23 protein-coding genes are annotated in these 26,596 nt (G+C 74.6%); 5 read left to right on the top strand and 18 right to left on the bottom strand.

Annotated elements, in window-relative coordinates; all coding sequences use genetic code 11:
- The first annotated feature begins 37 nt into the window (after positions 1-37).
- Positions 38-1,639: a metallophosphoesterase gene (locus tag C5N14_RS05615; RefSeq protein ID WP_117666140.1), complete on the top strand. Its 1,602-nt coding sequence runs from the start codon at positions 38-40 to the stop codon at positions 1,637-1,639.
- A 17-nt stretch (positions 1,640-1,656) separates the two neighbouring features.
- Here the strand turns inward: C5N14_RS05615 and C5N14_RS05610 are convergent, their stop codons facing one another.
- The 6 genes from C5N14_RS05610 to ligA form a co-directional block, all read right to left on the bottom strand.
- The gene (locus C5N14_RS05610) at positions 1,657-4,014 is read right to left on the bottom strand and encodes a transketolase C-terminal domain-containing protein (RefSeq protein ID WP_117666138.1); all 2,358 of its coding nucleotides are present in this window, start codon (positions 4,012-4,014) and stop codon (positions 1,657-1,659) included.
- A 111-nt stretch (positions 4,015-4,125) separates the two neighbouring features.
- Positions 4,126-5,625 (bottom strand): Asp-tRNA(Asn)/Glu-tRNA(Gln) amidotransferase subunit GatB, encoded by a 1,500-nt coding sequence (gatB, locus tag C5N14_RS05605; RefSeq protein WP_117666136.1) that lies wholly within the window; start codon positions 5,623-5,625, stop codon positions 4,126-4,128.
- A gap of 12 nt (positions 5,626-5,637) precedes the next feature.
- Positions 5,638-7,113 carry an Asp-tRNA(Asn)/Glu-tRNA(Gln) amidotransferase subunit GatA gene (gatA, locus tag C5N14_RS05600; RefSeq protein WP_117666133.1) on the bottom strand — a complete coding sequence of 492 codons (1,476 nt, stop codon included), beginning with the start codon at positions 7,111-7,113 and terminating at the stop codon, positions 5,638-5,640.
- A complete protein-coding gene (gene gatC, locus C5N14_RS05595; RefSeq protein WP_117666131.1) occupies positions 7,110-7,415 on the bottom strand; it encodes an Asp-tRNA(Asn)/Glu-tRNA(Gln) amidotransferase subunit GatC in 306 nt (101 codons plus the stop codon). Before gatC ends, gatA begins: the two co-directional genes overlap by 4 nt.
- Positions 7,416-7,630: 215 nt before the next feature.
- Complete coding sequence (locus tag C5N14_RS05590; protein ID WP_117666129.1) at positions 7,631-10,084, bottom strand: bifunctional diguanylate cyclase/phosphodiesterase; 2,454 nt, start codon at positions 10,082-10,084, stop codon at positions 7,631-7,633.
- Positions 10,085-10,354: 270 nt separating this feature from the next.
- Positions 10,355-12,622 (bottom strand): NAD-dependent DNA ligase LigA, encoded by a 2,268-nt coding sequence (ligA, locus tag C5N14_RS05585; RefSeq protein WP_243639205.1) that lies wholly within the window; start codon positions 12,620-12,622, stop codon positions 10,355-10,357.
- Positions 12,623-12,820: 198 nt separating this feature from the next.
- Here ligA and C5N14_RS05580 point away from each other — a divergent pair, with 198 nt between their 5' ends.
- Positions 12,821-13,387, top strand: a complete 567-nt coding sequence (locus C5N14_RS05580; protein ID WP_117666127.1) for a type II toxin-antitoxin system PemK/MazF family toxin — start codon at positions 12,821-12,823, stop codon at positions 13,385-13,387.
- 30 nt (positions 13,388-13,417) lie between these two features.
- Here C5N14_RS05580 and C5N14_RS05575 read toward each other — a convergent pair whose 3' ends face one another.
- The 9 genes from C5N14_RS05575 to C5N14_RS05535 form a co-directional block, all read right to left on the bottom strand.
- Positions 13,418-14,425 carry an ADP-ribosylglycohydrolase family protein gene (locus C5N14_RS05575; RefSeq protein WP_165878045.1) on the bottom strand — a complete coding sequence of 336 codons (1,008 nt, stop codon included), beginning with the start codon at positions 14,423-14,425 and terminating at the stop codon, positions 13,418-13,420.
- Positions 14,426-14,467: 42 nt separating this feature from the next.
- The gene (locus C5N14_RS05570; RefSeq protein ID WP_207892620.1) at positions 14,468-14,836 is read right to left on the bottom strand and encodes a VOC family protein; all 369 of its coding nucleotides are present in this window, start codon (positions 14,834-14,836) and stop codon (positions 14,468-14,470) included.
- Positions 14,837-14,872: 36 nt separating this feature from the next.
- A complete protein-coding gene (locus tag C5N14_RS05565; RefSeq protein WP_117666121.1) occupies positions 14,873-15,877 on the bottom strand; it encodes a methionine synthase in 1,005 nt (334 codons plus the stop codon).
- An 18-nt stretch (positions 15,878-15,895) separates the two neighbouring features.
- Positions 15,896-16,969: a tRNA 2-thiouridine(34) synthase MnmA gene (mnmA, locus tag C5N14_RS05560; RefSeq protein WP_207892619.1), complete on the bottom strand. Its 1,074-nt coding sequence runs from the start codon at positions 16,967-16,969 to the stop codon at positions 15,896-15,898.
- 135 nt (positions 16,970-17,104) lie between these two features.
- Positions 17,105-18,280, bottom strand: a complete 1,176-nt coding sequence (locus C5N14_RS05555) for a cysteine desulfurase family protein (RefSeq protein ID WP_117666117.1) — start codon at positions 18,278-18,280, stop codon at positions 17,105-17,107.
- A 335-nt stretch (positions 18,281-18,615) separates the two neighbouring features.
- Positions 18,616-19,575, bottom strand: a complete 960-nt coding sequence (locus C5N14_RS05550; protein WP_117666115.1) for an electron transfer flavoprotein subunit alpha/FixB family protein — start codon at positions 19,573-19,575, stop codon at positions 18,616-18,618.
- A gap of 11 nt (positions 19,576-19,586) precedes the next feature.
- A complete protein-coding gene (locus tag C5N14_RS05545; RefSeq protein ID WP_117666113.1) occupies positions 19,587-20,366 on the bottom strand; it encodes an electron transfer flavoprotein subunit beta/FixA family protein in 780 nt (259 codons plus the stop codon).
- 234 nt (positions 20,367-20,600) lie between these two features.
- Positions 20,601-21,008 carry a hypothetical protein gene (locus C5N14_RS05540; protein ID WP_117666923.1) on the bottom strand — a complete coding sequence of 136 codons (408 nt, stop codon included), beginning with the start codon at positions 21,006-21,008 and terminating at the stop codon, positions 20,601-20,603.
- A gap of 2 nt (positions 21,009-21,010) precedes the next feature.
- Entirely contained in the window at positions 21,011-21,808 is a 798-nt protein-coding gene (locus C5N14_RS05535; protein WP_117666111.1) for a GNAT family N-acetyltransferase, read from the bottom strand.
- Between the two features lie 41 nt (positions 21,809-21,849).
- Here C5N14_RS05535 and C5N14_RS05530 point away from each other — a divergent pair, with 41 nt between their 5' ends.
- The 3 genes from C5N14_RS05530 to C5N14_RS05520 are packed head-to-tail and all read left to right on the top strand — an operon-like array spanning position 21,850 to position 22,980.
- Positions 21,850-22,242, top strand: a complete 393-nt coding sequence (locus tag C5N14_RS05530) for a YidH family protein (RefSeq protein ID WP_117666109.1) — start codon at positions 21,850-21,852, stop codon at positions 22,240-22,242.
- Positions 22,239-22,538: a DUF202 domain-containing protein gene (locus tag C5N14_RS05525; RefSeq protein WP_117666107.1), complete on the top strand. Its 300-nt coding sequence runs from the start codon at positions 22,239-22,241 to the stop codon at positions 22,536-22,538. The genes C5N14_RS05530 and C5N14_RS05525 overlap by 4 nt, the downstream gene beginning before the upstream one ends.
- A 28-nt stretch (positions 22,539-22,566) precedes the next feature.
- Positions 22,567-22,980: a PLD nuclease N-terminal domain-containing protein gene (locus C5N14_RS05520; RefSeq protein WP_117666105.1), complete on the top strand. Its 414-nt coding sequence runs from the start codon at positions 22,567-22,569 to the stop codon at positions 22,978-22,980.
- Between the two features lie 33 nt (positions 22,981-23,013).
- Here C5N14_RS05520 and C5N14_RS05515 read toward each other — a convergent pair whose 3' ends face one another.
- The 3 genes from C5N14_RS05515 to C5N14_RS05505 all read right to left on the bottom strand — a co-directional run bounded on the left by C5N14_RS05515 (position 23,014) and on the right by C5N14_RS05505 (position 26,572).
- Positions 23,014-23,829: an ABC transporter permease gene (locus C5N14_RS05515; protein ID WP_117666103.1), complete on the bottom strand. Its 816-nt coding sequence runs from the start codon at positions 23,827-23,829 to the stop codon at positions 23,014-23,016.
- Complete coding sequence (locus C5N14_RS05510; RefSeq protein ID WP_117666101.1) at positions 23,826-24,800, bottom strand: ATP-binding cassette domain-containing protein; 975 nt, start codon at positions 24,798-24,800, stop codon at positions 23,826-23,828. Before C5N14_RS05510 ends, C5N14_RS05515 begins: the two co-directional genes overlap by 4 nt.
- Before the next feature lie 149 nt (positions 24,801-24,949).
- Positions 24,950-26,572 (bottom strand): acetolactate synthase, encoded by a 1,623-nt coding sequence (locus tag C5N14_RS05505; RefSeq protein ID WP_117666099.1) that lies wholly within the window; start codon positions 26,570-26,572, stop codon positions 24,950-24,952.
- Positions 26,573-26,596: the final 24 nt, after the last annotated feature.

Below are 26,596 nucleotides of genomic sequence, written 5' to 3'. Positions count from 1 at the left end.
TGCCAAGATCCTTCATTGGGCAGGTCAGAATCTCAGCATGGACGGCCAGGAGAACGAACAGCGGAACACCGGGGACGCCGGGGACGCCGGGGACGCCGGCACCCCGGCGACCGGTCGTGGCCGGCGCTCGGCCCTGCGGCGCCGGCGCGGGGCCGTCCCGGCCGGCCGGGGCCGGGCCGTCGCCCGCCGGGTGGGCGTGGCGCTCGCCGTCGTGGCGATCGCCCTGGCCGGGGTGGTGCTCGGCACCCTCGCCGGCGGGCGGGTGCAGACCGACATCGGCCCGTTCCGGGCCGAGCTGACCCTCGCGCCCGCGCTCACCGGCGGCACCACCGTCGACATCCCGCCGCTGGGCGCCCTGCAACTGGACAGCCACGACGGGCCGACCCACCTGACCGTGGGGCTGGGGGCGCTGGACCAGCGACGCACCGAGGCGTTGATCGACGACCCGGCGAGCATCAGCCGGGCCAGCCAGTCCGCCGTCACCGACGTCCGGACCGGGGTGATGCGCCTCGGCCTGCGTACCATCGGCGCGACGCTGCTGGTCACCCTGCTGCTGGCCGCCCTGGTCTTCCGGGACGCCCGGCGCACCGCCTGGGCCGGGGGACTGGCCCTGACGGTCACCGCCGCCAGCCTCGGCCTGGCCGCGTCCACCCTCCGCCCGCAGGCGATCGAGGAGCCCCGGTACGAGGGGCTGCTGGTCAACGCCCCGGCGATCGTCGGCGACGCCCGGAGGATCGCCAACGACTACACCAAGTACGCCGAGCAGCTCCAGCGCCTCGTCGGCAACGTCAGTCAGCTCTACACCACCGTGTCCGCGCTGCCGGTGTACGAGCCGGCGCCCGGCACCACCCGGGTCCTGCACGTCTCCGACATGCACCTCAACCCGACCGCCTGGCAGCTCATCCGCACGGTGGTCGAGCAGTTCGGCATCGACGTGGTGATCGACACCGGGGACCTCACCGACTGGGGCAGCGAGCCGGAGGCGTCCTTCGTCGGCTCGATCGGGTTGCTCAAGAAGCCGTACGTCTACATCCGGGGCAACCACGACTCGGGCAAGACGTCGGCGGCGGTGGCCCAGCAGCCGAACGCCATCGTGCTGAACAACTCGACCACCACCGTCGCCGGGCTGACCATCGCCGGCATCGGCGACCCCCGGTTCACCCCGGACAAGGAGACCTCGCCCGCCGGCAGCGGCCTGACCAAGCAGGTCGCCGACCAGGTGATCGGGGCCGGCGACCAGCTCGCCGCCACCGTCCGCGACTCGCCGAAACCGGTCGACATCGCCCTGGTGCACGACCCGGCGTCCGCCGGCCCGCTGTCGGGCACCTGCCCGCTGGTCCTCGCCGGCCACACCCACGCCCGGCAGGTCTCCAAGCTGCCGCAGGTGCCGGGCCAGACGGCCACCCAGCTCATGGTGGAGGGGTCCACCGGCGGGGCCGGGCTGCGTGGCCTGGAGGGAGAGAAGCCCACCCCGCTGTCGATGACGGTGCTCTACCTCGACAAGGACAAGCTGCTCCAGGCGTACGACGACATCACCGTCGGCGGGACCGGCCAGGCGCAGGTCAACCTGGAGCGGCACGTGGTGCAGAACCCGAAGGCCGGCGCCGAGGTCCCGGTCACCCCCACCCCGACCCGCTGAGGCGGGCCGGGCGGGGGTCAGCGCAGGGACAGGGCGGCCAGGGCGGCGTTGACGATGCTGCCGGGCAGCAGGTCGTGCAGCTCGTACAGCTCGTGGACGCTGCCGGACTGGCCGAACTCGTCGACCCCCAGCGGCACGGCGGGCGCACCGAGGGCCGAGCCGAGCCAGGCCATGGCGTGCGAGGCGGCGTCGTGCACGGTCACCACCGGCACCCGGTCGGCGAACGCCGACCGCAGCGCCCCGGGGACGCTCGGCACGGTGGCCGTCCGGACGCCCTGGCGCAGGGTGCGCTGCCAGGCCCGGTAGAGCCGGTCCAGGCTGGTCACGTCGACGACGTGCGCGGCGATGCCCTCCTCGGCCAGCTCGGCGGCGGCGGCCAGCACCTCGGGCAGCACCGCGCCGGACGCGGCGAGCTGCACCACCGGGGCGTCGGCCAGGTGCGGGTCCGCCTCGTGCGCGTCCACCAGCCGGTAACCCCCGGCGACCGCCTGCCGGCGCAGCACCGCGTCGCCGAGCCGGGCCCGGGCCGCCTCGAAGGGGGCCTGGTCGATCGGGCGGGTGCTGAGCCGGAAGTAGTACGCCCCGTCCTCGGCCGGCGCGGCGGTGCTGGCCGGCGCGCCACCGGCGGCGATCTGGCCGAGCGCGTCGCAGAGCAGCCAGTCGAGCGTGGCCGCGTACGCCGGCTCGACGAAGGTGACCCCCGGCAGCTCCAGCCCGACCGAGGCGGTGATCGTCGACTGGTGGGCGCCGCCCTCGGGAGCGAGGGTGATGCCCGACGGGGTGCCGGCGACCACGAACCGGGAGCCGGAGTACGTGCCGTACAGGAACGCGTCCAGCCCGCGCAGCACGAACGGGTCGTAGACCGTGCCGACCGGCAGCAGCGGCTGCCCGGACAGGTCCCAGGACAGGCCGAGCTGGCCGAGCAGCAGGAACAGGTTCATCTCCGAGATGCCCAGCTCGATGTGCTGGCCCGACGGGCTCTCCGTCCAGCGCAGCATCCGGTCCTCCGTCCAGGAGCGCTGCGCGGTCGGGGCGAACACCCCGGTCTTGTTGATGAACCCGGCCAGGTTGGTCGAGGTGGCCACGTCCGGCGCGGTGGTGACCAGGTACGGCGCCAGCTTCTCGTCCCGGGCCAGGTCCACCAGCACCCGGCCGAAGACCTCCTGGGTGGAGACGGGCTTGTTGGCGCGTACCCGGGTGGCCTCCGGGACGGTGACCGGCAGCGCCCGCTCGCGGGGCGCCCGGGACAGCGCCTCCCGGCGCTCACCGGCCCGGATGCCGGCCGGGGTCGCCGGGTCGAGCCGGTCCCACTCGGTCTCGGCGGTCAGCCCGTGCGCGGTGCGCAGGGCGTCGACCTGCTCGGTGGACAGCAGCGCCGAGTGGTTGCGCGGGTTTCCGGCGATCGGCAGCCCCCACCCCTTCACCGTGTACGCGAAGACCACGCTGGGCCGGTCGGTGACCGCGTCGCACTGGGCGTACGCGTCGAGCATCGCCGCGAGGTCGTGCCCGCCCAGGTCGGTGACCAGCGGGCCCAGCTCGTCGTCGGGGACGTCGGCGATGAACTCGGCGATCCCGGCCGGCGCCCCGTCGAGGAACTGCGCGCGCAGCGCCGGGCCGGCCAGCCCGAACAGCGACTGGTACTGCTCGTTGGGCATCGCGTCGATCCAGTCGCGCAGCGCCTCCCCGCCCGGCCGGGCGTACGCCTGGGCGAGCCGGCGGCCGTACTTGACCTCGACGACGTGCCAGCCGGCGGCCTCGAACTGGCCGCGCCACTGGTTGATCCGCACCCCGGGGACGACCCGGTCCAGCGACTGGCGGTTGAAGTCGACCAGCCACATCACGTTGCCCAGCCCGGTGGTGGCCGGGTCGGCGACGGCCTCCCAGATGTTGCCCTCGTCCAGCTCGGCGTCGCCGATCAGCGCCACGAACCGGGAGTGCGGGCGCTCGCCGAAGTGGGCGTCGACGTACCGGCGGGTGACGGCGGCGAACAGCGGCGCGGCGGCGCCGAGGCCGACCGAGCCGGTGGAGAAGTCGACGCCGTCCGGGTCCTTGGTGCGCGACGGGTACGACTGGAGGCCGCCCCGGGCGCGCAGCCTCGGCAGGTACGACCGGTCCAGGTTGCCCAGCAGGTACTGGACGGCGTGGAAGACCGGGGAGGCGTGCGGCTTGACCGCGACCCGGTCCTCGGCGTCGAGGTGGGCGAACCACAGCGCGGTCATCGCGGTGACCAGGGAGGCGCTGGAGGCCTGGTGGCCGCCGACCTTCACCCCGTCGCCGGTGGCCCGGTCGTGGTTGGCCGCGTCGACGATCCGGGTGGCGAGCCAGAGCACCCGCCGCTGGATCTCGTCGAGGACATCGAGGTCGTGCTGGTTCACGGTGGCTCCATCCGGGCGTCGCCGTTGACGCCCTCGCGAGGGGGTGCGGGGGCCGCGTACTCGAAGAAGGCGGGAGGGCCGCCGCCCGCTCGGCGGCGGCCCTCCCGGGGGTCAGCCCTGGACGCCGAGGCGCTCCAGGATCAGCTCGCGGACGGTCTTGGCGTCGGCCTGGCCGCGGGTGGTCTTCATGACCGCGCCGACCAGCGCGCCGGCCGCCGCGACCTTGCCGCTGTGGATCTTCTCGGCGATCTGCGGGTTCGCGGCGATCGCCTCGTCCACGGCGGCGGTGAGCGCGCCGGTGTCGGAGACGACCTCCAGGCCCCGGTTGGTCATGATCTGGGTGGGTGAGCCCTCACCGGCCACCACGCCCTCCAGGACGGTCCGGGCCAGCTTGTCGTTGAGCTTACCGGCGTCGACCAGGCCCTGGAGCTCGGCGACCTGGGTCGGGGTGGCCCCGACGTCGGCCAGCTCGATGCCGGCCTCGTTGGCCCGCCGGGACAGCTCGCCCAGCCACCACTTGCGGGCGCCGGCGGGGGTGGCCCCGGCGGCCACGGTGGCCTCGATCAGCTCGACCGCGCCGGCGTTGAGCACCGACTGCATGTCGGCGTCGGACAGGCCCCAGTCCTGCTGGAGCCGGCGGCGGTGCAGGCGGGGCAGCTCCGGCAGGGCGGCCTTCAGCTCGGCCACCCACGCGGTGTCCGGGGCGAGCGGCACCAGGTCCGGCTCCGGGAAGTACCGGTAGTCGGTGGCGGTCTCCTTGGACCGGCCCGGCCGGGTGTCCCCGGTGTCCTCCTGGAAGTGCCGGGTCTCCTGGGTGATCCGGCCGCCCGCGTCGAGCACCGACGCCTGGCGCAGCATCTCCGAGCGGACCGCCCGCTCCACCGAGCGCAGCGAGTTGACGTTCTTCGTCTCGGTGCGGGTGCCCCACTCCTCGCCGGGAAGGTTGAGGGAGGTGTTCACGTCGCAGCGCAGCGAACCCTCCTCCATCCGCACGTCGGAGACGCCCAGGGAGCGGATCACGTCGCGCAGCTCGGCGACGTACGCCCGGGCCACCTCGGGGGCGAGCGCACCGATGCCGGGGACCGGCTTGGTGACGATCTCCACCAGCGGGATGCCGGCCCGGTTGTAGTCGACCAGCGACTCGGTCGCCCCGTGGATCCGGCCGGTGGCGCCGCCGACGTGCAGCGTCTTGCCGGTGTCCTCCTCCAGGTGCACCCGCTCGATGCCGATCCGGACCAGCTCGCCGTTCACCTCCACGTCGAGGTACCCGTCGACGCAGAGCGGCTCGTCGTACTGGCTGATCTGGAAGTTCTTCGGCATGTCCGGGTAGAAGTAGTTCTTCCGGGCGAACCGGCACCACTGCGCGATGGAGCAGTTCAGCGCCAGGCCGATCCGGATCGTCGCCTCGATGGCCGCCTTGTTCGCCACCGGCAGCGAGCCGGGCAGGCCGAGGCAGACCGGGCAGACCCGGGTGTTCGGCTCGCCGCCGAAGTCGGTCGGGCAGCCGCAGAACATCTTCGTGTTCGTGCCCAGCTCGACGTGGGTCTCCAGGCCGATCACCGGTTCGTAGCGCGCGACGACGTCGTCGTACGCGGGCAGGGTGGTCGTCATCGGTGCTCCTACCTACAGTGCCGGTGGGGTGAACGTACCGACCGCGGACTCCAGCGCGGCGGCGACCCGGTACATCCGGTCGTCGGCCATCGTCGGGGCCATCACCTGGAGCCCGACGGGCAGCCCGTCGGCGAGCCCGCACGGCACCGAGATGCCCGGCCCGCCGTACAGGTTGGCCGGGATGGTGTACAGGTCGGCCAGGTACATCTGGTACGGGTCGGCGGTGCGCGCGCCGATCGGGAACGCCACGAACGGCGTGGTCGGCGAGATCAGCGCGTCGACCCGCTCGAACGCGGCGGTGAAGTCCCGGGTGATCAGGGTCCGGACCTTCTGCGCCTGCCCGTAGTAGGCGTCGTAGTAGCCCGAGGAGAGGGCGTACGTGCCGAGCATGATCCGGCGCTTGACCTCGGAGCCGAAGCCGACGTCCCGGGTCAGCGACATGACCTCCTCCAGCGACCGGTTGCCGTCGTCGCCCTCCCGCAGCCCGAACCGGACGCCGTCGAACCGGGCCAGGTTCGAGGAGCACTCGCTCGGCGCGATCAGGTAGTACGCCGGGAGGGCGTACTTGAAGTGCGGGCAGGAGATCTCGACGATCTCCGCGCCGAGCTTGGCCAGGGCGTCGACGGACTCGCGGAACGCGGCCGTCACGCCCGGCTCGCCGCCCTCGCCGGAGAACTCGGTGACCACGCCCAGCCGCACGCCGGTCAGGTCGCCGGTCGCGCCGAGCCGCGCGGCGGCCACCACGTCGGGCACCGGCTGCGGGATGGAGGTGGAGTCGCGCGGGTCGTGGCCGCCGATCGCCGCGTGCAGCAGCGCCGCGTCCAGCACCGTACGCGCGCACGGGCCCGGGGTGTCCAGCGAGGAGGAGAACGCCACCAGGCCGTACCGGGAGGTGCCGCCGTAGGTGGGCTTCGCCCCGACGGTGCCGGTGACCGCACCCGGCTGGCGGATCGAGCCGCCGGTGTCCGAGCCGATCGCCAGCGGCGCCTCGTACGCGGCCAGCGCGGCGGCGCTGCCGCCACCGGAGCCGCCCGGGATGCGGTCGGTGTCCCACGGGTTGCGGGACGGCCCGTACGCCGAGTACTCCGTGGAGGAGCCCATGGCGAACTCGTCCATGTTGGTCTTGCCGAGCATCACCGTGCCGGCGGCCCGCAGCCGCTGCACGATCGTCGCGTCGTACGGCGGGCGCCAGCCCTCAAGGATCTTCGACCCGACGGTGGTCGGCACGCCCTTGGTGGTCAGCACGTCCTTGACGGCCACCGGGACGCCGGCCAGCGGGCCCAGTTCCTCGCCGGCCGCCCGGCGCTCGTCGACCGCGCGCGCGGCGGCGAGCGCGCCGTCGGCGTCGACGTGCAGGAAGGCGTGCACCCGGTCCTCGACGGCGGCGATCCGGTCCAGGTGGGCCCGGGTCACCTCGACGGCCGAGGTCTCCCCGCCGGCCACGAGACCGGCGATCTCGACGGCGGTCAGCTTGGTCAGGTCAGTCACGACGCCACATCCTCGTCCAGGATCCGCGGGACGCGGAACCGCTGTTCCTCCGCGTCGGGCGCGCCCGACAGGGCCTCCGCCGGGGTCAGGCCCGGCACCACCACGTCCTCGCGCAGCACGTTCGTCAGCGGTACGGAGTGGGAGGTCGGCGGAATGTCCGCCGCGGTGACCTCGCCGACCTGGGCGACCGCCTGGAGGATCGTGTCGAGCTGGCCGGCGAAGGTGTCCAGCTCCTCCTCCGTGACGGCGAGCCGCGACAGTCGCGCCAGGTGCGCGACCTCCTCGCGGGAGATGGCGGCCATCAGTGCCCCCTTCGTGGCTGTCGTGCTGTTCTGGCGGTGGCCCGCCGCGCGTCGGATTGACGATGACGTGCGGTGACCGGAGCGAGTCTATTGTCCAGCACCGGCCCGGCGTCCCCGACTCCCCCTCCGGCCCTCCGACGCCCGGGTGCCGGCGGGCCGCAGGGCCGGCGGACGTGCGGGGGCCGCAGGGCCGGCGGACGTGCGGGGTCGGCGGGTCAGCGGATGTGCGGGGGCCGGCTCTCCGCCTCCCGCGCGGCCGGCCGCAGCGGCCGGTACCGGGCGAGCCACGCGGCCAACTCCTCGGCCGGCATCGGCCGGGCGTAGAACCAGCCCTGCGCCACGTCGCAGCCGGCGGCGTGCAGCAGCCGCCAGGTCCGCTCGTCCTCCACCCCCTCCGCGACGACCCGAAGCCCGAGCGCCCCGGCCAGCTCGATCATCGACCGGACGATCGCGGCGTCGTCCGCGTCCTCGACCATCCCGAGCACGAACGACCGGTCCACCTTCACCTCGGACAGCGGAAGCCGGCGCAGGTGCTGCATCGACGAGTACCCGGTGCCGAAGTCGTCCAGCGCGATGGCCACCCCGATGCCGTGCAGCCGGGAGATGGTGGCCAGCACCCGGCGCGGATCGGCCATCAGCGCGCCCTCGGTGATCTCCAGTTGCAGCCGCTCCGGCCGGACGCCGAACCGGGCCAGCCGGTCGGCGATCTGGTCGGCGATCTCGCCGGTGTGCAGGTCCCGGACGCTGACGTTGAGCGCCGCCCGCAGGGTGATCCCGGCCGCCGACCACTTCGCCAACTGCTCCACCACGTCGTCGACCACCCGGCGGGTGAGCAGCCGCATCACCGCGCTCTGCTCGGCGACCCGGATCAGCTCCTCCGGGTCGACCATCCCCCGGCGCGGATGCCGCCAGCGCAGCAGCGCCTCCACGCCCACCACCTCCCCGGTGGCGATGGCGACCTGCGGCTGGTAGTACATGGTGATCTCGCCGGGGTCGCCCGGCTCGTCCGGCCCCGCCGGCCGGCCGGCCGGCTCCGCGTACCCTGCCCCGGGCTCCGGCCCGGTCCCGGAATCCGCCTCCGTTGCCCCGCCGCCCGGTTCGACCGGCTGCTCCGGCCCGGCGCCGGTCGCGGCGGCCCGCCGACGGATCGGGTCGGCGGCGGTGACGATCCGGTGGATCAGCTCGTCGGGGTGGGCCTGCCCCGGGCGCTCCCGGCGCCGGCGGGCGCCCCACCGGGTCGACCCGTCGGTCGAGCCGCCCGCGCCGCCACGGCCGGCGACCGCCGGGGCGAGGGCGGACGGCAACGCGGCGCCGTCCCCGCCGCGCACCCCGCCCGCCACCCGACCGTCGTCCCGCCCCGCCGGCCCCGATTCGAGTACGCGCCGCAGGTCGGCCAGCAGACCCAGCCGCTCGGCGGAGTTGTGGTCGGACTCGGCGGCGTACACGGCGACGGTGTCGCTGCGCTGCTTGGCGTCGTACATCGCCACGTCGGCGTGGCGCATCAGGGTGGCGAAGTCCTCCCCGTGCTCGGGGTAGATCGCGATGCCGATGGAGCCGCCGACGTCCAGCGGCAGCCCGTCCAGCGCCACCGGCTCGGCGAGCGCGGCCACCAGCCGCTCGGCGGTCTCCCGGGCGGCGTCGACCCCGGTCAGCCCGGTGCTGACGATGGCGAACTCGTCCCCGCCGAGGCGGGCGAGCAGGTCCCGGTCCGCCACCGCGCCGGCCAGCCGGGCGCTCACCTCGACCAGCAGCCGGTCGCCCACGGCGTGACCGAGCGCGTCGTTGACGTTCTTGAACCGGTCCAGGTCGATCAGCAGCAGCGCCAGGTGGGCGTCCTGATCGCCCCGGGCGGCCCGCTCGGCGTGCAGGTGGACCTGCTCGGCGACCTCCGCGAGCAGCGCCTTGCGGTTGGGCAGGCCGGTGAGCGGGTCGAGCGCGCCGAGCTGCTCCTGCTCGGCGGCGAGGTGGGCCATCCGGTACACCGCGAACAGCGGCACCAGCACCAGCGGGATCAGCGCGGCGCTGGCCCGGGCGGCGGCCACCAGCACCGGGGCGAGCAGCAGCAGCGACCCGGTGGAGATCAGCTCGTATCCCAGGCCCGACCGGACCCCGGGCCACCAGCGGCCCCCGAAGCGCAGCCGGATGGCGGTGCTGACCAGGCCGTAGTTGGCCACGAACCAGGCCGTCGCCGCCCCGCCGACGGCCAGCACGTCCCGCCAGCCCAGGTGTCCGCCCCCGAAGATCCCGCCCGGTCCCAGGCCGGTGACCGCGGCGGCGGCGGCCAGCGCGCAGGCGTACTGGGCGGCGTTGAAGCCGGACCGCCAGCCGGCGTGCCCCATCCGCCAGCCCGAGACGACCACCGCCACCGTCTGCACCGCCACGGCCGGACCGAGCCCCCAGCCGAGCAGGATGGCGAAGGTGAAGCAGGTGGACGGGAAGACCGCCGAGGGCTGCCGGCGCCCCGGCGGCACGAACGGCCGCGCGTCGCAGATCACGGCGAGGGCCGCCATCGTCCAGAACGCCACCGGCAGCGCGGCGACCCGGTCCGGCAGCGCGGCCAGCGGCCCGGCCGCGACCAGCAGCGCCAGCGCCGCGACGGCGGCGACGAAGCCGTAGAAGGACGTCACCCGTGCCGGCGGGACGGAGTTTCGCGGATCGGCGGCCGCCATCGCACCTCCCGGGCAGTGGCCACGGCGGGCCCTGCGCCCGTCGTGCCCCCATGAAACGCCCTGGGTGCCGCTTTTTCCGAGACGACAGCCACGAATCGGTCGTAGTCGTAATTAAGTTGGTATACGCGGCCAGGTGCGGTCAAGCCCCGCGACCCGCGACCCGGCCCCTGCGGCCCGGGTCGGTGGCGCACTGCGGCCGAGGTCGGTGGCGCCCTACGGCCCGGGTCGGTGGCGCACTGCGGCCCGGGTCGCCCGGGGCGGCGGACCGGGTCACTCGCCGATGCGGGCCACCTCACGGGCCGCGTCCGGGCCCTGGTCGAGCAGGACCCGGAAGCCCTCCTCGTCCAGCACCGGCACCTTCAGGCTGACCGCCTTGTCGGCCTTGGAGCCGGGGTTGTCCCCCACCACCACGAAGCCGGTCTTCTTGGAGACCGAGCCGGTCACCTTGCCGCCCCGGGTCTGGATCGCCTCGGCGGCCTGGTCCCGGGAGAACCCGGCCAGGGTGCCGGTCACCACGACGGTGAGCCCCTCCAGCGGGCGCGGCCCCTCGTCGCCGGCCTCCTCGGTCATCCGTACGCCCGCCTCGGCCCACTTGCGGACCACCTCGCGGTGCCAGTCGACGGTGAACCACTCCTTGATGCTGGCCGCGATCGTCGGGCCGACGCCGTCGACCGAGGACAGTTCCTCCTCGTCGGCCGCCTCGATCGCCGCCATCGAGCGGAAGTGCCGGGCGATGGCCTGGGCGGCAGTCGGGCCGACGTGCCGGATGGAGAGCGCCACCAGCACCCGCCACAGGTCGCGCTCCCGGGCCACGGCGAGGTTGTCGAGCAGCTTCACGGCGTTGCTGCCGAGGCTGCCGTCCTTGTTCACGAAGAACGGCGACCGGGCCAACTGCTCGGCGTCGAGGCCGAACAGGTCGCCCTCGTCGGTGATGACCTGAGCGTCCAGCAGCGCCGCCGCGCCCTTGTAGCCGAGCACCTCGATGTCGAACGCGCCCCGGCCGGCCAGGTGGAACACCCGCTCACGTAGCTGCGCCGGGCAGCTACGGCTGTTCGGGCAGCGGATGTCGACGTCCGCTTCCTTCTCCGGCCGCAGCGGGGTGCCGCAGGCCGGGCAGTTGGTCGGCATGACGAACGGCCGGGCGTCGGCGGGCCGCAGGTCGACCACCGGGCCGAGCACCTCGGGGATCACGTCGCCGGCCTTGCGGATCACCACCGTGTCGCCGATCAGCACCCCCTTGCGTTCCACCTCGCGGGCGTTGTGCAGGGTGGCGTAGGCGACGGTGGAGCCGGCCACCTTGACCGGCTGGAGCAGGGCCCGTGGGGTCACCCGGCCGGTGCGCCCGACCTCCACCTCGATGTCGAGCAGCTTGGTGTTGACCTCCTCCGGGGGGTACTTGAAGGCGATCGCCCAGCGCGGGGCCCGACTGGTGGAGCCGAGCCGGCCCTGGATGGAGACCGGGTCCACCTTGACCACCACGCCGTCGATCTCGTGCTCGACGTCGTGCCGGTGCTCGGCGTAGTACGCGATGAACTCCGCGACGCCGGCCAGGTCGGGCACCACCCGCCAGCGGTCGCTGGTCGGCAGCCCCCACGCCTTCAGCGCCGCGTACGACTCGGACTGGGCGGTCGGGGTGAAGCCGCCCCGGGCGCCGATGCCGTGCACCACCAGCCGCAGCGGCCGGGACGCGGTGATCCGCGGGTCCTTCTGGCGCAGGCTGCCGGCGGCGGCGTTGCGCGGGTTGGCGAACGGGTCCTTGCCCTGCTCCACCAGGCTGGCGTTGAGGTCGGCGAAGCCGGCGACCGGGAAGAAGATCTCGCCGCGCACCTCGATGAACTCGGGCATGTCGGGGAACTCGGCCGACGGGGTCAGCCGGGCCGGCACGTCCCGGATGCTGCGGACGTTGGCCGTGACGTCCTCGCCGGTGCGCCCGTCGCCCCGGGTGGCCGCGCGGACCAGCCGGCCCTTCTCGTAGGTCAGGTTGATCGCCAGCCCGTCGACCTTGAGCTCGCACAGGTAGGGCACCGGGCCGCCGGCGTCCCGCTCGACCCGCTCGGCCCAGGCCGCCAGTTCCTCGTCGGCGAAGGCGTTGTCGAGGGAGAGCATCCGCTCGGCGTGGGCGACCGGGGTGAAGTCGGTCGAGAAGGTGCCGCCGACCCGCTGGGTCGGGGAGTCCGGGGTGCGCAGCGCCGGGAACTCGGCCTCCAGCGCCTCCAGCTCGCGCAACTGCCGGTCGAACTCGGCGTCGGTGACGATCGGGGCGTCCATGACGTAGTAGCGGTACTGGTGCTCGGTCAACTCCTGGCTCAGGGTGGCGTGCCGCTCCCGCGTCTCGGGGGTCGGGTCGGCGCCCGCCGCCGCCTCCTGGGCCGGGGTGACCCGCTGCGGTACGGCCTCCTCCGCGCCACCCCCGGCCGCCCCGACCGACGCGCCCGGCCCCGCCGGATCGTCCCCGGTCGCGCTGCCGCTCGCCGGTGCCGCCGCCGGATCGTCCCCCGACGTCCTGCCGCCCTTCGACGCCCTGCCGCTCTCGGACACCTTGCCGCTCCCCGACACCTTGCCGCCACCGGACACGTCGTGCGACCTCCTGTGATCACGCTACCCCCGCACCGTATCGGCCGGGTAGGACAATCCACCGGCCGCCCGCCGCGCCCGGCGGGCCGTCACCCCGCCGACGTGCGAGGATCGCCGCACGTCGGCGGTGCCGGGGCCGCCGCCGGACATGGGGAGGCGCAGATGCCGGACTGGCTGCTCTGGGCGCTGGCGATCGTGCTGGCCGTCGTCGCGGGCTGGGCGTGGAGCGAGTGGCGCCGGCGGAACTCCGGGCCCGAGCGCGCCCGGCGGGACCGGCCCCGGCCGCAGCGGGACCGACCGCGCCCCGGGTCCGCCGCCCCCCGCCCCGGCCGGGGCGCCGGCACGCGGGCCCCGGGCCGACCGGCCGCCCCGCCCCGGCCGCGCGCCGCCGAGCGGGCCCCCGCCGGCACGCCCCGACCCGGCGAGGTCTGGTGGGCCGAGGTCCCGTACGCCGACGGCACCGGCTCGAAGGTCCGCCCCTGTGTGGTGCTGCGCGCCGACGGTCGGGGCGTCGACGTGCTCAAGGTCACCAGTCAGGACAAGTCCAACCGGGACGACCACGTCCGCATCCCCACCCGCGACTGGGACCCCGGCGCCGACCACGACAGCTACCTCGACATCAGCGAACCCATCCGGATCACCACCTCGGCCCTGCGGGACCACGCGGGCAGGTGCGACCCCGCCCTCTGGCGCCAACTCCGCGCCCTCCCCCACCTCCCCACCTCTTGATCAACGGGGCTGGTCGGGTGGGGTGGGGGGTTAGTCGTGGGGGGTGGCTAGGGTGGTTAGTTGGTCGGCGTACTCGATGCGGGTGGACCAGGCTCTCGGCCAGGCGGACAGGCCGTGGGCGGCGCCGACGAAGGCGCCGGCCAGGGCGGCGATCGAATCGGAGTCGCCGGCGGTGGTGGCGCCCCGGGCCAGCGCGCCGACCGGGTCGTCGGCGTGCCACAGCGCGCAGAGCAGCGCGGTCGCCAGCGCCTCCTCGGCCACCCAGCCCTCACCGGTCCGCCGGCACGGGTCGCCGCCGTCGTCGGGGCGGGTGAGCGTCGTGTTCAGCCGGCCCAGGACGGCCAGGCACTCGTCCCAACCACGGGCGATGAAGTCCTCCGGGGAGTCCACGCCCGGGCGCTGCCACAGGTCGCCGAGCCAGTCCGCCCGGTAGACCCGGCGCTGCCCGCGGGCCCGCTCGGCGAGCAGCGCCGGCAGCTCGGCCAAGACGGCACCGTCGCGCAGCAGCCGAACCGCGTACGCGGTCAGCTCGCTGGCGGCCAGCCCGGTGGGGTGGCCGTGGGTCAGCCCGGCCTGGAGCTGGGCGAGGCCGGCCAGGGTGTCCAGGTCGACGGGGAGCAGCCCGATCGGGGTGACCCGCATGTTGGCGCCGCAGCCCTTCGAGCCGGCCACGGTCGCCTCCTGCCAGCGCACCCCCCGGGACAGCTCGGCGCAGGCCCGCAGGCAGGTCATCCCCGGGGCGCGGTTGTTGTCCGGGCTGACCGACCAGGCCAGGAAGCGCTCCCGCAGCAGCGGCTCGACCGCCTCCGGGGTGAACGCCGGCGCGTCGTGCAGCGCCCAGCCCACCGCGAGCGCCATCTGGGTGTCGTCGGTGACCAGCGCCGGGTCGCCCTCCAGCTCGCGCGGGCCGGACGGGCCGTACCGGCGGTGGATCTCGGCGACGGTCAGGAACTCGGTCGGCCGGCCCAGCGCGTCACCGTAGGCGAGGCCGAAGAGCGAGCCGGAGGCCCGCCGGAGCGAGGAGTCGATCACCCCCATGATCATGCCCGGCGGCAGCAAGCCCCGCTACGGGAGCGCGGGTCACTCCCAGACGAGGCAGAACGGGTGACCGGCTGGGTCGGCGTAGACCCGGAAGTCCTCGCCCTCGCCGGGCAGCCGCCGCGCGCCCAGGGCCAGCGCCGCCTTCTCGGCGGCCTCGATGTCGGAGACGGTGACGTCGAGGTGGAACTGCTGGGGCCGCTCCGGGTCGGGCCAGGTCGGCGGGGGCAGCTCGGGTGCCCGCTGGAAGGCGAGCCGGGGATGGCGGCCCGCCGGGCCGCCGAGCACCACCCACTCGTCGCCTTCGGAGTCCTCCTCCGCCACCGGCAGGCCCAGCAGCTCGGCGTAGAACGCCGCGAGGGCCCGGGGGTCGGGGCAGTCGATCACCGTAGAACGCAGTTGTCCAACCATGGGCGTCATTCTGCCCGCCGGGTACGACAGGAAACCTCAGTCCTCGGCGAGTCGCCGCCCCGCGTCCCGGCATGCGGCGAGCACCGCCCGGACGTACTGCGGGGTGGCTCCGGCGAGGCCGCAGGCGGGGGTGACCACCACCTGCTCGGTGAGCCGGCGGCGGGGAAAGCCGAGGCGGTCCCAGAGCTGACGTACCCGGTCGGCGACCTGGGCGGAGGTCGGCGCGCGACCGTCCGGCGGCGGGGTGGCCGGGGCGGCACCGGCCAGCAGCCCGAGCCCGGCGTCGATCGCCTCGCCGAGCGGGTCCAGGTCCTTCACCAGGCTCAGGTCCAGCGCGACCGCGGCGGCGCCGGCCGAGCGGACCAGCTCCAGCGGGAGGTCCGGCGCGCAGCAGTGCACCACGACCGGGACCCCGACCGCCTCGACCACGGTGCGCAGCAGGTCCGCCGCGTCGGACTGCGGCACCGGACGGTACGTGCCGAAGCCGCTCTCCGTGGGCACCCGCCCGGCCAGCACGGCCGGCAGGGACGGCTCGTCGAGCTGGAGCAGCACCGTGGCCCGGGGCAGCCGGCGGGCGACAGCGGCGACGTGCCCGCGCAGCCCCTCGGCGAGGGAGCCGGTGAGGTCCCGCACCGCGCCCGGGTCGCGCAGCATCCGGCCGCCGATCGGCAGGTCGAGCGAGGCGGCCAGGGTGTACGGGCCGGCCGCCTGCACCTTGACCGTCCCTGCGTACTCCTCGGCCTGCTCGGCGAGTTGGTCGAGATCGCGTTCCATCAGGTCCCGCGCCCGGCGCAGGTCCCGGCCCGGCCGGGAGGCGACCCGCCAGCGGGCCGCGTACAGCTCGACGGGCAGCTCGGCCAGCAGGCCCCCGGTGCGCCCGATCAGGTCCGCCCCCGGCCCGCGTGCGGGCAGCTCGGGCAGGTGGGGCAGGGCGGGCAGCTCGCCGAGGACGACCCGCTGCGCCTCGGCCACGTCGGTGCCGGGCAGCGAACCGATGCCGGTCGCCGCGCCGGCCGGCCAGGACCATGCGAGATCTGTCACGGGCGAAGGGTATACGGATCAGCCGGTGATGGTGGCGGAGCCGAGCACCACGTCGCCGGCCGGGTCCGGTCGGTACGCCACCACGGCCTGGCCGGCGGCGACGCCGCGCACCGGGCGGCGCAGCTCGGCGCGCAGCGTGTCCCCGGTCAGCTCGACGGTGGCCGGCACCACGTCGCCGTGGGCGCGTAGCTGCACCTCGCACCCGAACGGCCCGGCCGGCCGGGCGCCTGCGGTCCACACCGGACGCTCGGCGCGCACCGAGGAGACCTCCAGCGCCTCGGCCGGCCCCACGGTGACGGTGTTGGTCTTCGGCGTGATCGAGAGCACGTAGCGCGGCCGGCCGTCCGGGGCGGGCCGGTCCAGGTGCAGGCCGCGCCGCTGCCCCACCGTGTACGCGTACGCGCCGGTGTGGCTGCCGACCACCGCGCCGGTGAGCGCGTCGACCACGTCGCCCGGGGCCTCGCCGAGCCGGCCGGCCAGGAAGCCCCGGGTGTCGCCGTCGGCGATGAAGCAGATGTCGTGCGAGTCCGGCTTGTCGGCCACGGCGAGCCCACGACGGGCCGCCTCCTCGCGGACCTGCGCCTTGGTCGAGTCGCCGAGCGGGAAGATCGACCGGTCGAGCTGGGCGCGGGTCAGCACCGCCAGCACGTACGACTGGTCCTTGGCGAGGTCGACGCTGCGGCGGAGCAGGCCGTCCGGGCCGAGCCGGGCGTGGTGGCCGGTGACCACCGCGTCGAAGCCCAGGGCCACGGCCCGGTCCAGCACCGCGGCGAACTTGATCTTCTCGTTGCAGCGCAGGCAGGGGTTCGGGGTACGGCCGGCCGCGTACTCGGCGACGAAGTCGTCGACCACGTCGGCGTGGAACCGGTCGGCCATGTCCCACACGTAGAACGGGATGCCGATCACGTCGGCGGCCCGCCGGGCGTCCCGGGAGTCCTCCAGCGTGCAGCACCCGCGCGCCCCGGTCCGGTACGTCTGCGGATTGCGGGCCAGCGCTAGGTGCACGCCCGTCACGTCGTGCCCGGCCGCCACGGCCCGCGCCGCCGCCACGGCGGAGTCCACCCCACCGGACATGGCCGCAAGAACCCTCACCCCGTCACGCTCCTTTCCCCCCGAGCCTACCGGCCCCCGCCCTCCGCCCCGTCGATCATGGAGCCGTGCGGGGGGACGGATGACGCGCATGATGTCGAACCGGGCACCACGCGTCCATGATCGACGGGGTGGAGGTTAACGGGGGGTGCGGAGGGCGGCGGCGCGGCGGGCGCGGTCGACTGCGGCCGGGAGGGCCGTCACCAGGGCGTCGATGTCGGCCTGGGTGCTGGTGTGGCCGAGGGTGAAGCGGAGTGAGGAACGGGCGCGGTCGTCGTCGGCGCCCATCGCGATCAGCACGTGCGAGGGCTGGGCCACGCCGGCCGAGCAGGCCGAGCCCGTGGAGCAGGCGATGCCCTGGGCGTCGAGCAGCAGGAGCAGGGCGTCGCCCTCGCAGCCGGGGAAGGAGAAGTGCGCGTTGCCCGGGAGCCGGTCGGCCGGGTCGCCGTTGAAGACCACCTCGGGGACGGCGTACCGGACCCGCTCCACCAGGTCGTCGCGGAGGGCGGCCACCCGGGCCGCGTACTCCTGCTGGCCCTTCACGGCCGCCTCCACCGCGACCGCGAAGGCCACGATGCCGGCGGTGTCCAGCGTGCCGGAGCGGACGTCGCGCTCCTGCCCGCCGCCGTGCAGCAGCGGGGTGGCCGCGACGTCCCGGGCGAGCAGCAGCGCGCCGACGCCCGCGGGGCCGCCCAGCTTGTGCCCGGTGACGGTGAGCGCGGAGACGCCGCTGGCCGCGAAGTCCACCGGCACCTGGCCGACGGCCTGGATCGCGTCGGTGTGGAACGGCACGCCGTACTCGGCGGCGACGGCGGCCAGCGCGGCGACCGGCTGGAGGGTGCCCACCTCGTTGTTGGCCCACATCGCGGTGACCACGGCGACCCCGTCGCCGTGCGCGGCCAACTCGGCGCGCAGCGCCTCCGGGGCGAGCCGACCGGCGGCGTCCACCGGCAGCCAGCCCACCTCGGCTCCCTCGTGGTCGACCAGCCAGTCGACCGCGTCGAGCACGGCGTGGTGCTCGACGGCGCTGGAGACCACCCGCCGCCGGCCCGGGGACGCCGACCGACGGGCCCAGAAGATGCCCTTGACCGCCAGGTTGTCGCTCTCCGTGCCGCCGCCGGTGAAGATCACCTCGGACGGGCGGGCACCCAGCGCGGCAGCCACCCGCTCGCGGGACTCCTCCACCCGACGCCGGGCACGCCGGCCGGCCGCGTGCAGTGCCGACGCGTTGCCGACCTCGCGGGCTGCGGCCAGGTACGCCGCCAGTGCCTCGTCGAGCATTGGCGTCGTCGCGGCGTGATCCAGGTATGCCATCACCGGTCAGCCTACTGACCGGGGCATCGGCGGCCCGACCCCGGAGGGCACCCCCGCCCAGGCACGGTCAGAGACCGGGGCGGGCGGGCCTGCACCGACGGGCAACTGCACCTACATGTGGCGAATCTCCCGGAGATTCCCGGGTACTACGAGGTCGGGCACATCGATCCGGAGCGCCCACTGCGGCGACAGCCTGCTGAGGGGCACCCTGACGGGCTGATCGGCGGGCCGGCTCAGCTCCCCGGCCCGCCGATCAGCTCCCTTGCGGCGGCACGCGAAAGGGGCCACCCGATCCGGGTGGCCCCTGTCCGCACCCGGGTCCCCCGGGGCGTCGTTCACTTGCGCTTGCGGATCTCCTCGGCGGCCTGCGGGACGACCTTGAACAGGTCGCCGACGACGCCGAAGTCGGCCAGCTCGAAGATCGGGGCCTCGCCGTCCTTGTTCACGGCGACGATCGTCTTCGAGGTCTGCATGCCGGCCCGGTGCTGGATCGCCCCGGAGATGCCCAGCGCGACGTAGAGCTGCGGGGAGACCGTCTTACCGGTCTGGCCCACCTGGAACTGGTGCGGGTAGAAGCCCGAGTCGACGGCCGCGCGGGACGCGCCGACGGCACCACCGAGCAGGTCGGCCAGCTCCTCGACCAGCTTGAAGTTGTCGGCGTTGCCGACGCCGCGACCACCGGAGACGACCACGCCGGCCTCGGTCAGCTCCGGACGCGAGCCCTTCTGCTCGGCGACCCGGTCGACGACCCTGGCCAGTTTGTCGGTGTCGGTGACCGACACGCTGAGCTGCTCGACGGCCGGGGTGGCGGCGGCCGGCACCGGGGTGACCGAGTTCGGCCGGACGGTGACCAGCGGCAGGCCCTTGGTGACCTTCGACTTCACGATGGCCGAGCCGGCGAACGCGACCTGGGTGGCGGTACCGTCGGCGGCCAGGCCGACCACGTCGGTCAGGATGCCGTTGTCCAGCCTGACCGCCAGCCGGGCGGCGATCTCCTTACCCTCCTGGGCGGAGGCGAGCAGCACGGCGGCGGGCTGCACCCGCTTGACCAGCTCGGCCAGCACGCTGGCCTTGGGGGCCACCAGGTAGCCGTCGATCTCCTCGCTCTCGGCGGCGTAGATCTTCTCCGCGCCGTACTCGCCCAGCTTCGCGCTCAGCGCCTCGGCGGCACCGGGCCCGCCGAGCACGACCGCGCTCGGCGTGCCCAGCTCGCGGGCGAGGGTGAGCATCTCCAGGGTGACCTTCTTGACGCCGAACTCCCGGGTGGCTTCGACGACGACGAGAACCTCAGACATGTCCAGACCCCTCACACGAACTTCTCGGTGGCGAGGAACTCGACCAGCTTGACGCCGCCGTCGCCCTCGTCGGTGACCTTCGCGCCGCCCGAGCGCGGCGGACGCTTGCTGTGCTCCAGCACGACGCTGGTGGCACCGTCGAAGCCCACCTCGGCGGGGGCCACACCGAGATCGGCCAGGGCGAGCGTCTGCACCGGCTTCTTCTTGGCGGCCATGATGCCCTTGAACGACGGGTAGCGCGGCTCGTTGATGGTGTCCCACACGGAGACCACGGCCGGGGTCGAGGCGGCGACCACCTCGTAGCCCTCCTCGGTCTGCCGCTCGACGGTCAGGGTCGAGCCGTCGACGGTGAGCTTGCGCGCGCCGGTCAGCGCGGCGACGCCGAGGCGCTCCGCGATCATGTGCGGCATCACCTGCACCCGGCCGTCGGTCGACTCGGCCCCACAGATCACCAGGTCGGCGCCCAGCCGACCGAGCGCCGCGGCGAGCACCTTCGAGGTGGCCACGGCACAGGAACCGTGCAGGGCGTCGTCGACGACGTGCACCGCCTTGTCCGGCCCCATGGACAGCGCCTTGCGGATCGACTCGGTCGCCCGGTCCGGACCCATGGTCAGGATGGTGACCTCACCGCCGTGCGCCTCCTTGATCTTCAACGCCTCCTCGATGGCGTACTCGTCCATCTCGTTGATGACGTTGTTCGCCGAACCGCGGTCGACGGTGTTGTCGTCAGAACGCAGGTTGCGGTCCGCGCCCGAATCGGGCACCTGCTTGACGAGTACGACGATGTTCATCGCGCTTCGACGACCCCTCCTGTTGGTGTTGCCATGCTCACCCGGTCTCGGGCGCAGCCTCGCGCGTCCGTTGACGCCCGGTCAACCGCAGGCTGCTGTGCAATTGCCCACGAGCAATGTTACCCACAAGTAGCATCGACTCTCGGGAACCTCGGAGTGACACAGCTCACCGCACGCCACGGATCCGGGTCGGCGCACCGGCCCGCGGCCCGGCGGGGCCGGGCACGGCGCAGGTCAGGCCGGCTCGGCCAGTGCTGCCCTGATCTTGTCGATCGCCGCCGTCTCGGCCGGCACCACGCCCCGGTGCGCCCGGGCCACCCGGTCGGCGGCGGCGAGCACCAGCGCCTGGTAGCCGGCCACGTCCCCCGGGGACTTCTCCCGCAGGATCTGCACCGCCCGACCGAGCGCCGGCAGCACCACCGACTCGACCTCCAGGGCCGAGTCCCGGGGCAACGTCGGCAGCGGGCCGGTGGTGAGCGCCTCCTTCACCGGGCCGCTCGCCTGCGCCATCGCCCCGGACGCGGCGAAGCTCTCCCGCAGCAACGCGAGCATGCCCGGATCGGCGTTCGAGACCAGGAAGACCGCGCCGAACGCGCCGGTCTTCAGGGTGAGTCGCTCGTCGTCCGTCAGTCGCTGCTCCATGGTCACGGAGTGTAGATGTAGGGCGTGGTGGTGGTGACCGGGACGAGGCCGAGCCGCTCCAGGATCGGCCGGCTGTCGTCGGAGGCGTCCACCTGGAGCAGGGTGCGGCCCCGCTGGGCGGCCAGCCGCGCCCGGTGACTGACCAGCGCCCGGTAGACGCCCCGGCGGCGCCAACCCTGAAGCGTCGAGCCGCCCCAGAGCGTGGCGAAGCCGGTGCCGGGGACGTAGCGCACCCAGCCGGCGCTGACCACGGTCTCCCCCGCCTCGGCGACCACCACCGTGATCGACTGCGGGTCGGTGGCGATCTCCCGCTCCAGCCCGTCGGCGAGGTGGCCCCGGCTGCCGCCCCAGACCTCCTCCTCCATGACCACGATCCGGTCCAGGTCGGCGCGGGCGGTCACCTCGCGCAGGCGTATCCCCTCGGGGACCACCGGGAGGGCGGCGGCCAGCGGCGCGACCGGGCCGATCACGACGGCTTCCCGCTCCTCCGGGACGAACCCGGCGGCCCGCAGCCGGTCGGGCAGGTCGGCCGGCTCGTCGTGGCCGTGCAGCTTCCACTCCACCGGCTCGCCCCGGGTCCGGAAGACCTCCACCTGCCGGGCGATCAGCTCGTCCAGCGCCGCCCCGGTCAGGCCGCCCAGGTCCCGGTAGCTGAGGAAACCCCCGTGGTCCAGGCCGAGGATGCGGACCAGCGGCCCGTCCCGCTCCACGGTCACCCCGGCCGGCAGCGGGTCCGGCACCGAGGCCCTCAGCTGGTTGTCGTACGCCTCGCGCAGCGTCATCACGTCAAGATCCGTCACCGGTCCAGGCTAAGCCCGGGGCAAAGCGGATAATCGGCTTCGTGTGGGAGACGGTGCGGCGGTGGTTCGACCCGCGGGAGTTGAGGTCGGTGGGCAGCACGCCCGACTACCGGTTCTCCCTGGCCAACGAGCGGACGTTCCTGGCCTGGCTGCGCACCGGGCTGGCGCTGGTCGCCGGCGGGCTGGCCGCCGCCCAGTTCCTGCCGCCGCTGCCGCTGGCGCACCTGCGCGAGGCGATCGCCGTCGCGCTGTTGCTGCTCGGCGGGACGGTGGCGGTGCGGGCCGTGGACCACTGGGCCCGCACCGAGCGGGCCATCCGGCTCGGCGAGGAACTGCCGGCGTCCCGCTTCCCCGCCGTCCTCGCCCTCGCCGTGGGGCTGGGCGCGCTGCTGCTGGTGGTGGCCGTGCTCGCCCGGGCGGTCGGCGGCCGGTGACCGGGGACCCGGGGCTGCAACCCGAACGGACCCGGCTGGCCTGGCGGCGCACCCTGCTCGCGCTCACCGTGGTCACCGTGCTGACCGTCCGGTTGGCCCTCACCGGGGACGCGGCCGGGGCGGTGCTGGCCGGCGTGGCGATCGCCGGCTGGGCGGCGACGCTGGCCCTCTGCTGGAGGCGGGCCGTCGGCTCGGGACCGGTGCGCGGCACGTCGCGGACCATGCCCGTGGTCGCCCTCGCCGCCGTCGGGCAGGCCACGCTGGGGGTGCTGCTGGCGGTACGCGGGCTGTGGTGATCGGGCGCGGGTGCGCCATGATGGGTGGATGGCCCGGCTGTACGTCCTACTCTTCCTGGTCCAGATCGTCCTCGCGGTCTGCGCGCTGATCAGCTGTCTCTCCGCCGAGGAGGGCCAGGTCCGCGGCCTGCCCCGGATCGCCTGGGTGCTGGTCATCCTGATCTTCCCGCTGGTCGGCTCGATCGCCTGGTTCGTCGCGGGCCGGGAGCCCGCCGCTGGGCGCCCCCGGGCGGCCGGGCCGCTCGGCCGCCCTCCCGCCGAGCGCCGCCGGCCCGTCGCCCCGGACGACGACCCGGAGTTCCTCAGCTCCCTCGCCGAGCGCTCCCGCGAGCAGGACCGGGAGCTGTTCCGCCGCTGGGAGGAGGACCTGCGCCGGCGCGAGGACGACCTGCGCCGCAAGGAGGGCGACCCGCCCCGGGAGGACGACCGGCCGGGGGCCTGACGCGGCGGCCTCCGCCGGGGCGGGTGCCCCGGCCTACACTCGGCGCCTGAGCGCCCGGACCGCCAGCGGCGCGAAGACGGCGGCGAGGGCGACGGCCCAGAGCATCGACAGGGCGGCCGGGCCGGCCACCGGGCCGCCGACCAGCATGCCGCGCAGGGCGTCGGCCAGGATGGTCACCGGGTTGACCTCGACCCAGTGCTGGAGCCAGCCCGGCATCCGGTCCGTCGGGACGAAGACGTTGCTGGTGAAGGTGAGCGGGAAGATCACCATGAAGCCGAAGATCTGCACCTTGTCCGGCTCGCTGACCAGCACCCCGACCAGGACGGAGATCCACGCGGCGGCCAGCGAGAAGCCGAGCAGCAGGACGAACGCCCCGAGCAGCCCGAGCAGCCCGTTGCCCAGCCGGAAGCCGAGGACCGCGCCGACCCCGATCAGCAGGGAGACCGACCAGGCCTGCTTGACCGTGTCGGCGAGGATCCGCCCGGCCAGCGGGGACCAGCGGGCGATCGGCAGGGCGCGCAGCCGGTCGAACACGCCCTTGGTGAGGTCGGTGTTCAGCCCGAACCCGGTGGTCATGGTGGCGAACAGGGCGTTCTGCACGATGATGCCGGGCAGCGCGAACGTCAGGTACTCCCCCGGCGAGCCGGAGATCGCGGTGCCGAAGACGTACGTGAACAGCAGCACGAACATCACCGGCTGGATGCTCAGGTCGAGCAGCTCCATCGGGTTGTGCTTGATCTGCACCAGGCTGCGCCAGGCCAGGGTGAGGGTGTGCCGCAGCCCGGCGGCGACGCCGAGCCGGCGGGCCGGGGCCAGCGGGGTGTCGGCGGTGACGGTGGCGGCGCTCATGCCGGCGTCCTTTCCAGGTCGGCCCCGGTGGGGGCGTCGGACTCGGCGCGGTGGCCGGTGAGGGAGAGGAAGACCTCGTCGAGGCTGGAGCCGCGCAGGGCCAGCTCGGCCACTGCGACCTCGGCGGCGTCGAGGCGGCGGACCACGGCGGGCAGCACCCCGGTGTCGTTCACGGGGACGGTGACGGTGGTGTGGGCGACCTCGGGGGTGGCGGCGGCGACCTCGCCGGCGATGGCCACCACGGTCGCCAGGTCGGCCGGGTCCGCCGGGCGGACCGTGAGCACCTGGCCGCCGGTCTTGGCCTTCAGCTCCTCCGGGGTGCCCTGGGCGATCACCCGGCCGTGGTCGACCACGGCGATCTCGCTGGCCAACTGGTCGGCCTCCTCCAGGTACTGCGTGGTCAGCAGCACGGTCACCCCGTCGGTGACCAGGTCGCGGACCGTGTCCCACAGCTCGTTGCGGCTGCGCGGGTCCAGCCCCGTGGTCGGCTCGTCGAGGAAGAGCACCTGCGGCCGGCCGACCAGGCTGGCGGCCAGGTCCAGGCGGCGGCGCATCCCGCCGGAGTAGGTCTTCGCTGCCCGGTCGGCGGCGTCGGTGAGCTGGAACCGGGCCAGCAGCTCGCGGGCCCGGGCCCGGGCGTCGGCCCGGCTCTGCCCGAGCAGCCGCCCGATCAGCAGCAGGTTCTCGGTGCCGGTGAGGGCCTCGTCGACCGAGGCGTACTGGCCGGTGAGGCCGATGAGCTGACGGACCCGGTGGGCGTCACGGCGGACGTCGTACCCGCCGACGGAGGCGTGGCCCTCGTCGGCGGCGAGCAGGGTGGCCAGCACCCGCACGGTGGTGGTCTTCCCGGCGCCGTTCGGCCCCAGCAGCCCGAACACGGTCCCGGTGGGGACCGCGAGGTCGACTCCGGCAAGGGCCGTGGTGGCGCCGAAGCGCCGCACCAGACCCTCCGCCCGGATCGCGTACGTCATGGAAAAGCTCCCGTCGTCTTTCGCTGGTCACGCCACCATGGCCGACGGCACTGACAAACGGCCGAGCCGCGGCTGACGTTACGACGACGGGCGCTGAGATTCCGCTGAATTATCCCCCCGGCAGATCTGCCGGGGCTGAACAGCGCCGGTCAGGCCAGGTTCGAGGAGCGGGGGTAGGCGTCGGCCGGGTCGGTGAGCACGTTGACCAGGTACGGCACGCCGGAGGCGAAGGCCCGCTCCAGGGCGGGGGCGAGGTCGCCGGCCTTCTCGACCGTCTCCCCCGCGCCGCCGAGGGCCTCGACCACCCTGTCGTAGCGCAGCCCGGGCTGGAGGTCGGCGGCGACGTCGTAGCCGTACATGGCGCGCATCGGGTGCTTCTCCAGGCCCCAGATGCCGTTGTTGCCGACCACGATCACCACCGGAAGCTGCTGGCGGACCAGCGACTCCACGTCCATCAGCGAGAACCCGGCCGCGCCGTCGCCCATCAGCACGCAGACCTGCCGGTCCGGGTGGCTGACCCGGGCCCCCATGGCGTAGCCCATGCCGGTGCCGAGGCAGCCGTACGGACCGGGGTCGAGCCAGGTGCCTGGCTGGGCCGGCTCCAGGTACTTCCCCGCGTACGAGACGAAGTCGCCGCCGTCGCCGATGGTGATGGCGTCCGGGGCGAGGACCCGGCGCAGCTCGCCGTAGACCCGGGCCGGGCGGATCGGGTCGGTCTCGGCGGCCATCTCCTCGGCGTCGCGGGCCTTCGCGGCGTCCTCGGCGACCCGCAGCTCGGCGACCCAGTCGGCGTGGTCGGCCCGGTCGCCGGAGTGGTCGGCGAACGCGGTGAGGACCAGCCGCAGGTCGCCGGCGGGCGAGGCGGCCGGCTGGACGTGGGTGGCGCGCTGGCTGGGCGCGTCCACCACGTGCACCACCTGCGCGTCGCCGAAGTCGCCGAAGGCCAGCCGGAAGTCCAGCGGGGTGCCGACCACGACCACCACGTCGGCGTTGCGCAGGGCGACCCGGCGGGCCTTGGCGAAGGCGAGCGGGTGGCTCGGCGGCAGGGCGCCCCGGCCCATGCCGTTGGTGAAGACGGGCACCTGCAACGCCTCGGCGGCGGCCCGCAGGGCGTCGACGGCGTCCCCGGCGTACACGTCGGAGCCGGCGATGATCACCGGACGGCGGGCGGCGGCGATCAGCCCGGCGGCCCGCGCCACCTCCGCCGGGTCGGCCTCGACCGGCGCGGGCGGGGCGACCTCGGGCAGCTCGGCGTCGCCGACGGAGAACACCGCTTCGAGGGGGAAGTCCAGGAAGACCGGGCCCCGGTGCGGGGTGAGCGCGGTGGTCAGCGCCGCGCTGACCGCACCCGGGATGTCGTCGGCGCTGAACACCGTCGCGGCGTGCTTGGTGACCGGGGCGACCAGGGGCAGGTGGTCCATCTCCTGGAGGCTGCCGGAGCCCCAGCGGAACTGCGGGGCCCGGCCCCCGAGCACCAGCACCGGCGAGGCGTTGAAGAACGCGCTGGTCAACCCCGAGACGCCGTTGGTGACGCCGGGGCCGGCGGTGAGCACGGCGAGGCCGGGGCGGCGGTTGAGCTTGGCCACCGCCTCCGCCGCGAAGACCGCCGACTGCTCGTGCCGGACGTCGTAGAGCGGGAATCCGGACTTGTGGGCCGCGTCGTAGAGCGGGAAGACGTGCCCGCCGGAGAGGGTGAACATCTCCCGTACGCCGTGCGCGCGCAGCGCCGCGAGCGCCAACTCCCCGCCGTGACCTTCGACCCGCTCCGTCATCGCCGCTCCCTCGTCCATGGCCGG

Source organism: Micromonospora sp. MW-13 (genome assembly GCF_003434305.1).
Taxonomy (GTDB): domain Bacteria; phylum Actinomycetota; class Actinomycetes; order Mycobacteriales; family Micromonosporaceae; genus Micromonospora.
This window is presented reverse-complemented; position numbering and strand designations above follow the sequence as displayed.

What these genes read in the sequence shown, in the direction of transcription:
- C5N14_RS05520 (WP_117666105.1), top strand. Translation starts at nt 22,567, where the DNA reads ATGGCCCGGCTGTACGTCCTACTCTTCCTGGTCCAGATCGTCCTCGCG.
- C5N14_RS05590 (WP_117666129.1), bottom strand. Translation starts at nt 10,084, where the DNA reads ATGGCGGCCGCCGATCCGCGAAACTCCGTCCCGCCGGCACGGGTGACG.
- C5N14_RS05575 (WP_165878045.1), bottom strand. Translation starts at nt 14,425, where the DNA reads ATGGGGGTGATCGACTCCTCGCTCCGGCGGGCCTCCGGCTCGCTCTTC.
- C5N14_RS05570 (WP_207892620.1), bottom strand. Translation starts at nt 14,836, where the DNA reads ATGGTTGGACAACTGCGTTCTACGGTGATCGACTGCCCCGACCCCCGG.
- C5N14_RS05540 (WP_117666923.1), bottom strand. Translation starts at nt 21,008, where the DNA reads ATGGAGCAGCGACTGACGGACGACGAGCGACTCACCCTGAAGACCGGC.
- C5N14_RS05545 (WP_117666113.1), bottom strand. Translation starts at nt 20,366, where the DNA reads ATGAACATCGTCGTACTCGTCAAGCAGGTGCCCGATTCGGGCGCGGAC.
- gatC (WP_117666131.1), bottom strand. Translation starts at nt 7,415, where the DNA reads ATGGCCGCCATCTCCCGCGAGGAGGTCGCGCACCTGGCGCGACTGTCG.
- C5N14_RS05615 (WP_117666140.1), top strand. Translation starts at nt 38, where the DNA reads ATGGACGGCCAGGAGAACGAACAGCGGAACACCGGGGACGCCGGGGAC.
- gatB (WP_117666136.1), bottom strand. Translation starts at nt 5,625, where the DNA reads ATGACGACCACCCTGCCCGCGTACGACGACGTCGTCGCGCGCTACGAA.
- C5N14_RS05505 (WP_117666099.1), bottom strand. Translation starts at nt 26,572, where the DNA reads ATGACGGAGCGGGTCGAAGGTCACGGCGGGGAGTTGGCGCTCGCGGCG.
- C5N14_RS05550 (WP_117666115.1), bottom strand. Translation starts at nt 19,575, where the DNA reads ATGTCTGAGGTTCTCGTCGTCGTCGAAGCCACCCGGGAGTTCGGCGTC.
- C5N14_RS05515 (WP_117666103.1), bottom strand. Translation starts at nt 23,829, where the DNA reads ATGAGCGCCGCCACCGTCACCGCCGACACCCCGCTGGCCCCGGCCCGC.
- C5N14_RS05510 (WP_117666101.1), bottom strand. Translation starts at nt 24,800, where the DNA reads ATGACGTACGCGATCCGGGCGGAGGGTCTGGTGCGGCGCTTCGGCGCC.
- C5N14_RS05555 (WP_117666117.1), bottom strand. Translation starts at nt 18,280, where the DNA reads ATGGCATACCTGGATCACGCCGCGACGACGCCAATGCTCGACGAGGCA.
- C5N14_RS05580 (WP_117666127.1), top strand. Translation starts at nt 12,821, where the DNA reads ATGCCGGACTGGCTGCTCTGGGCGCTGGCGATCGTGCTGGCCGTCGTC.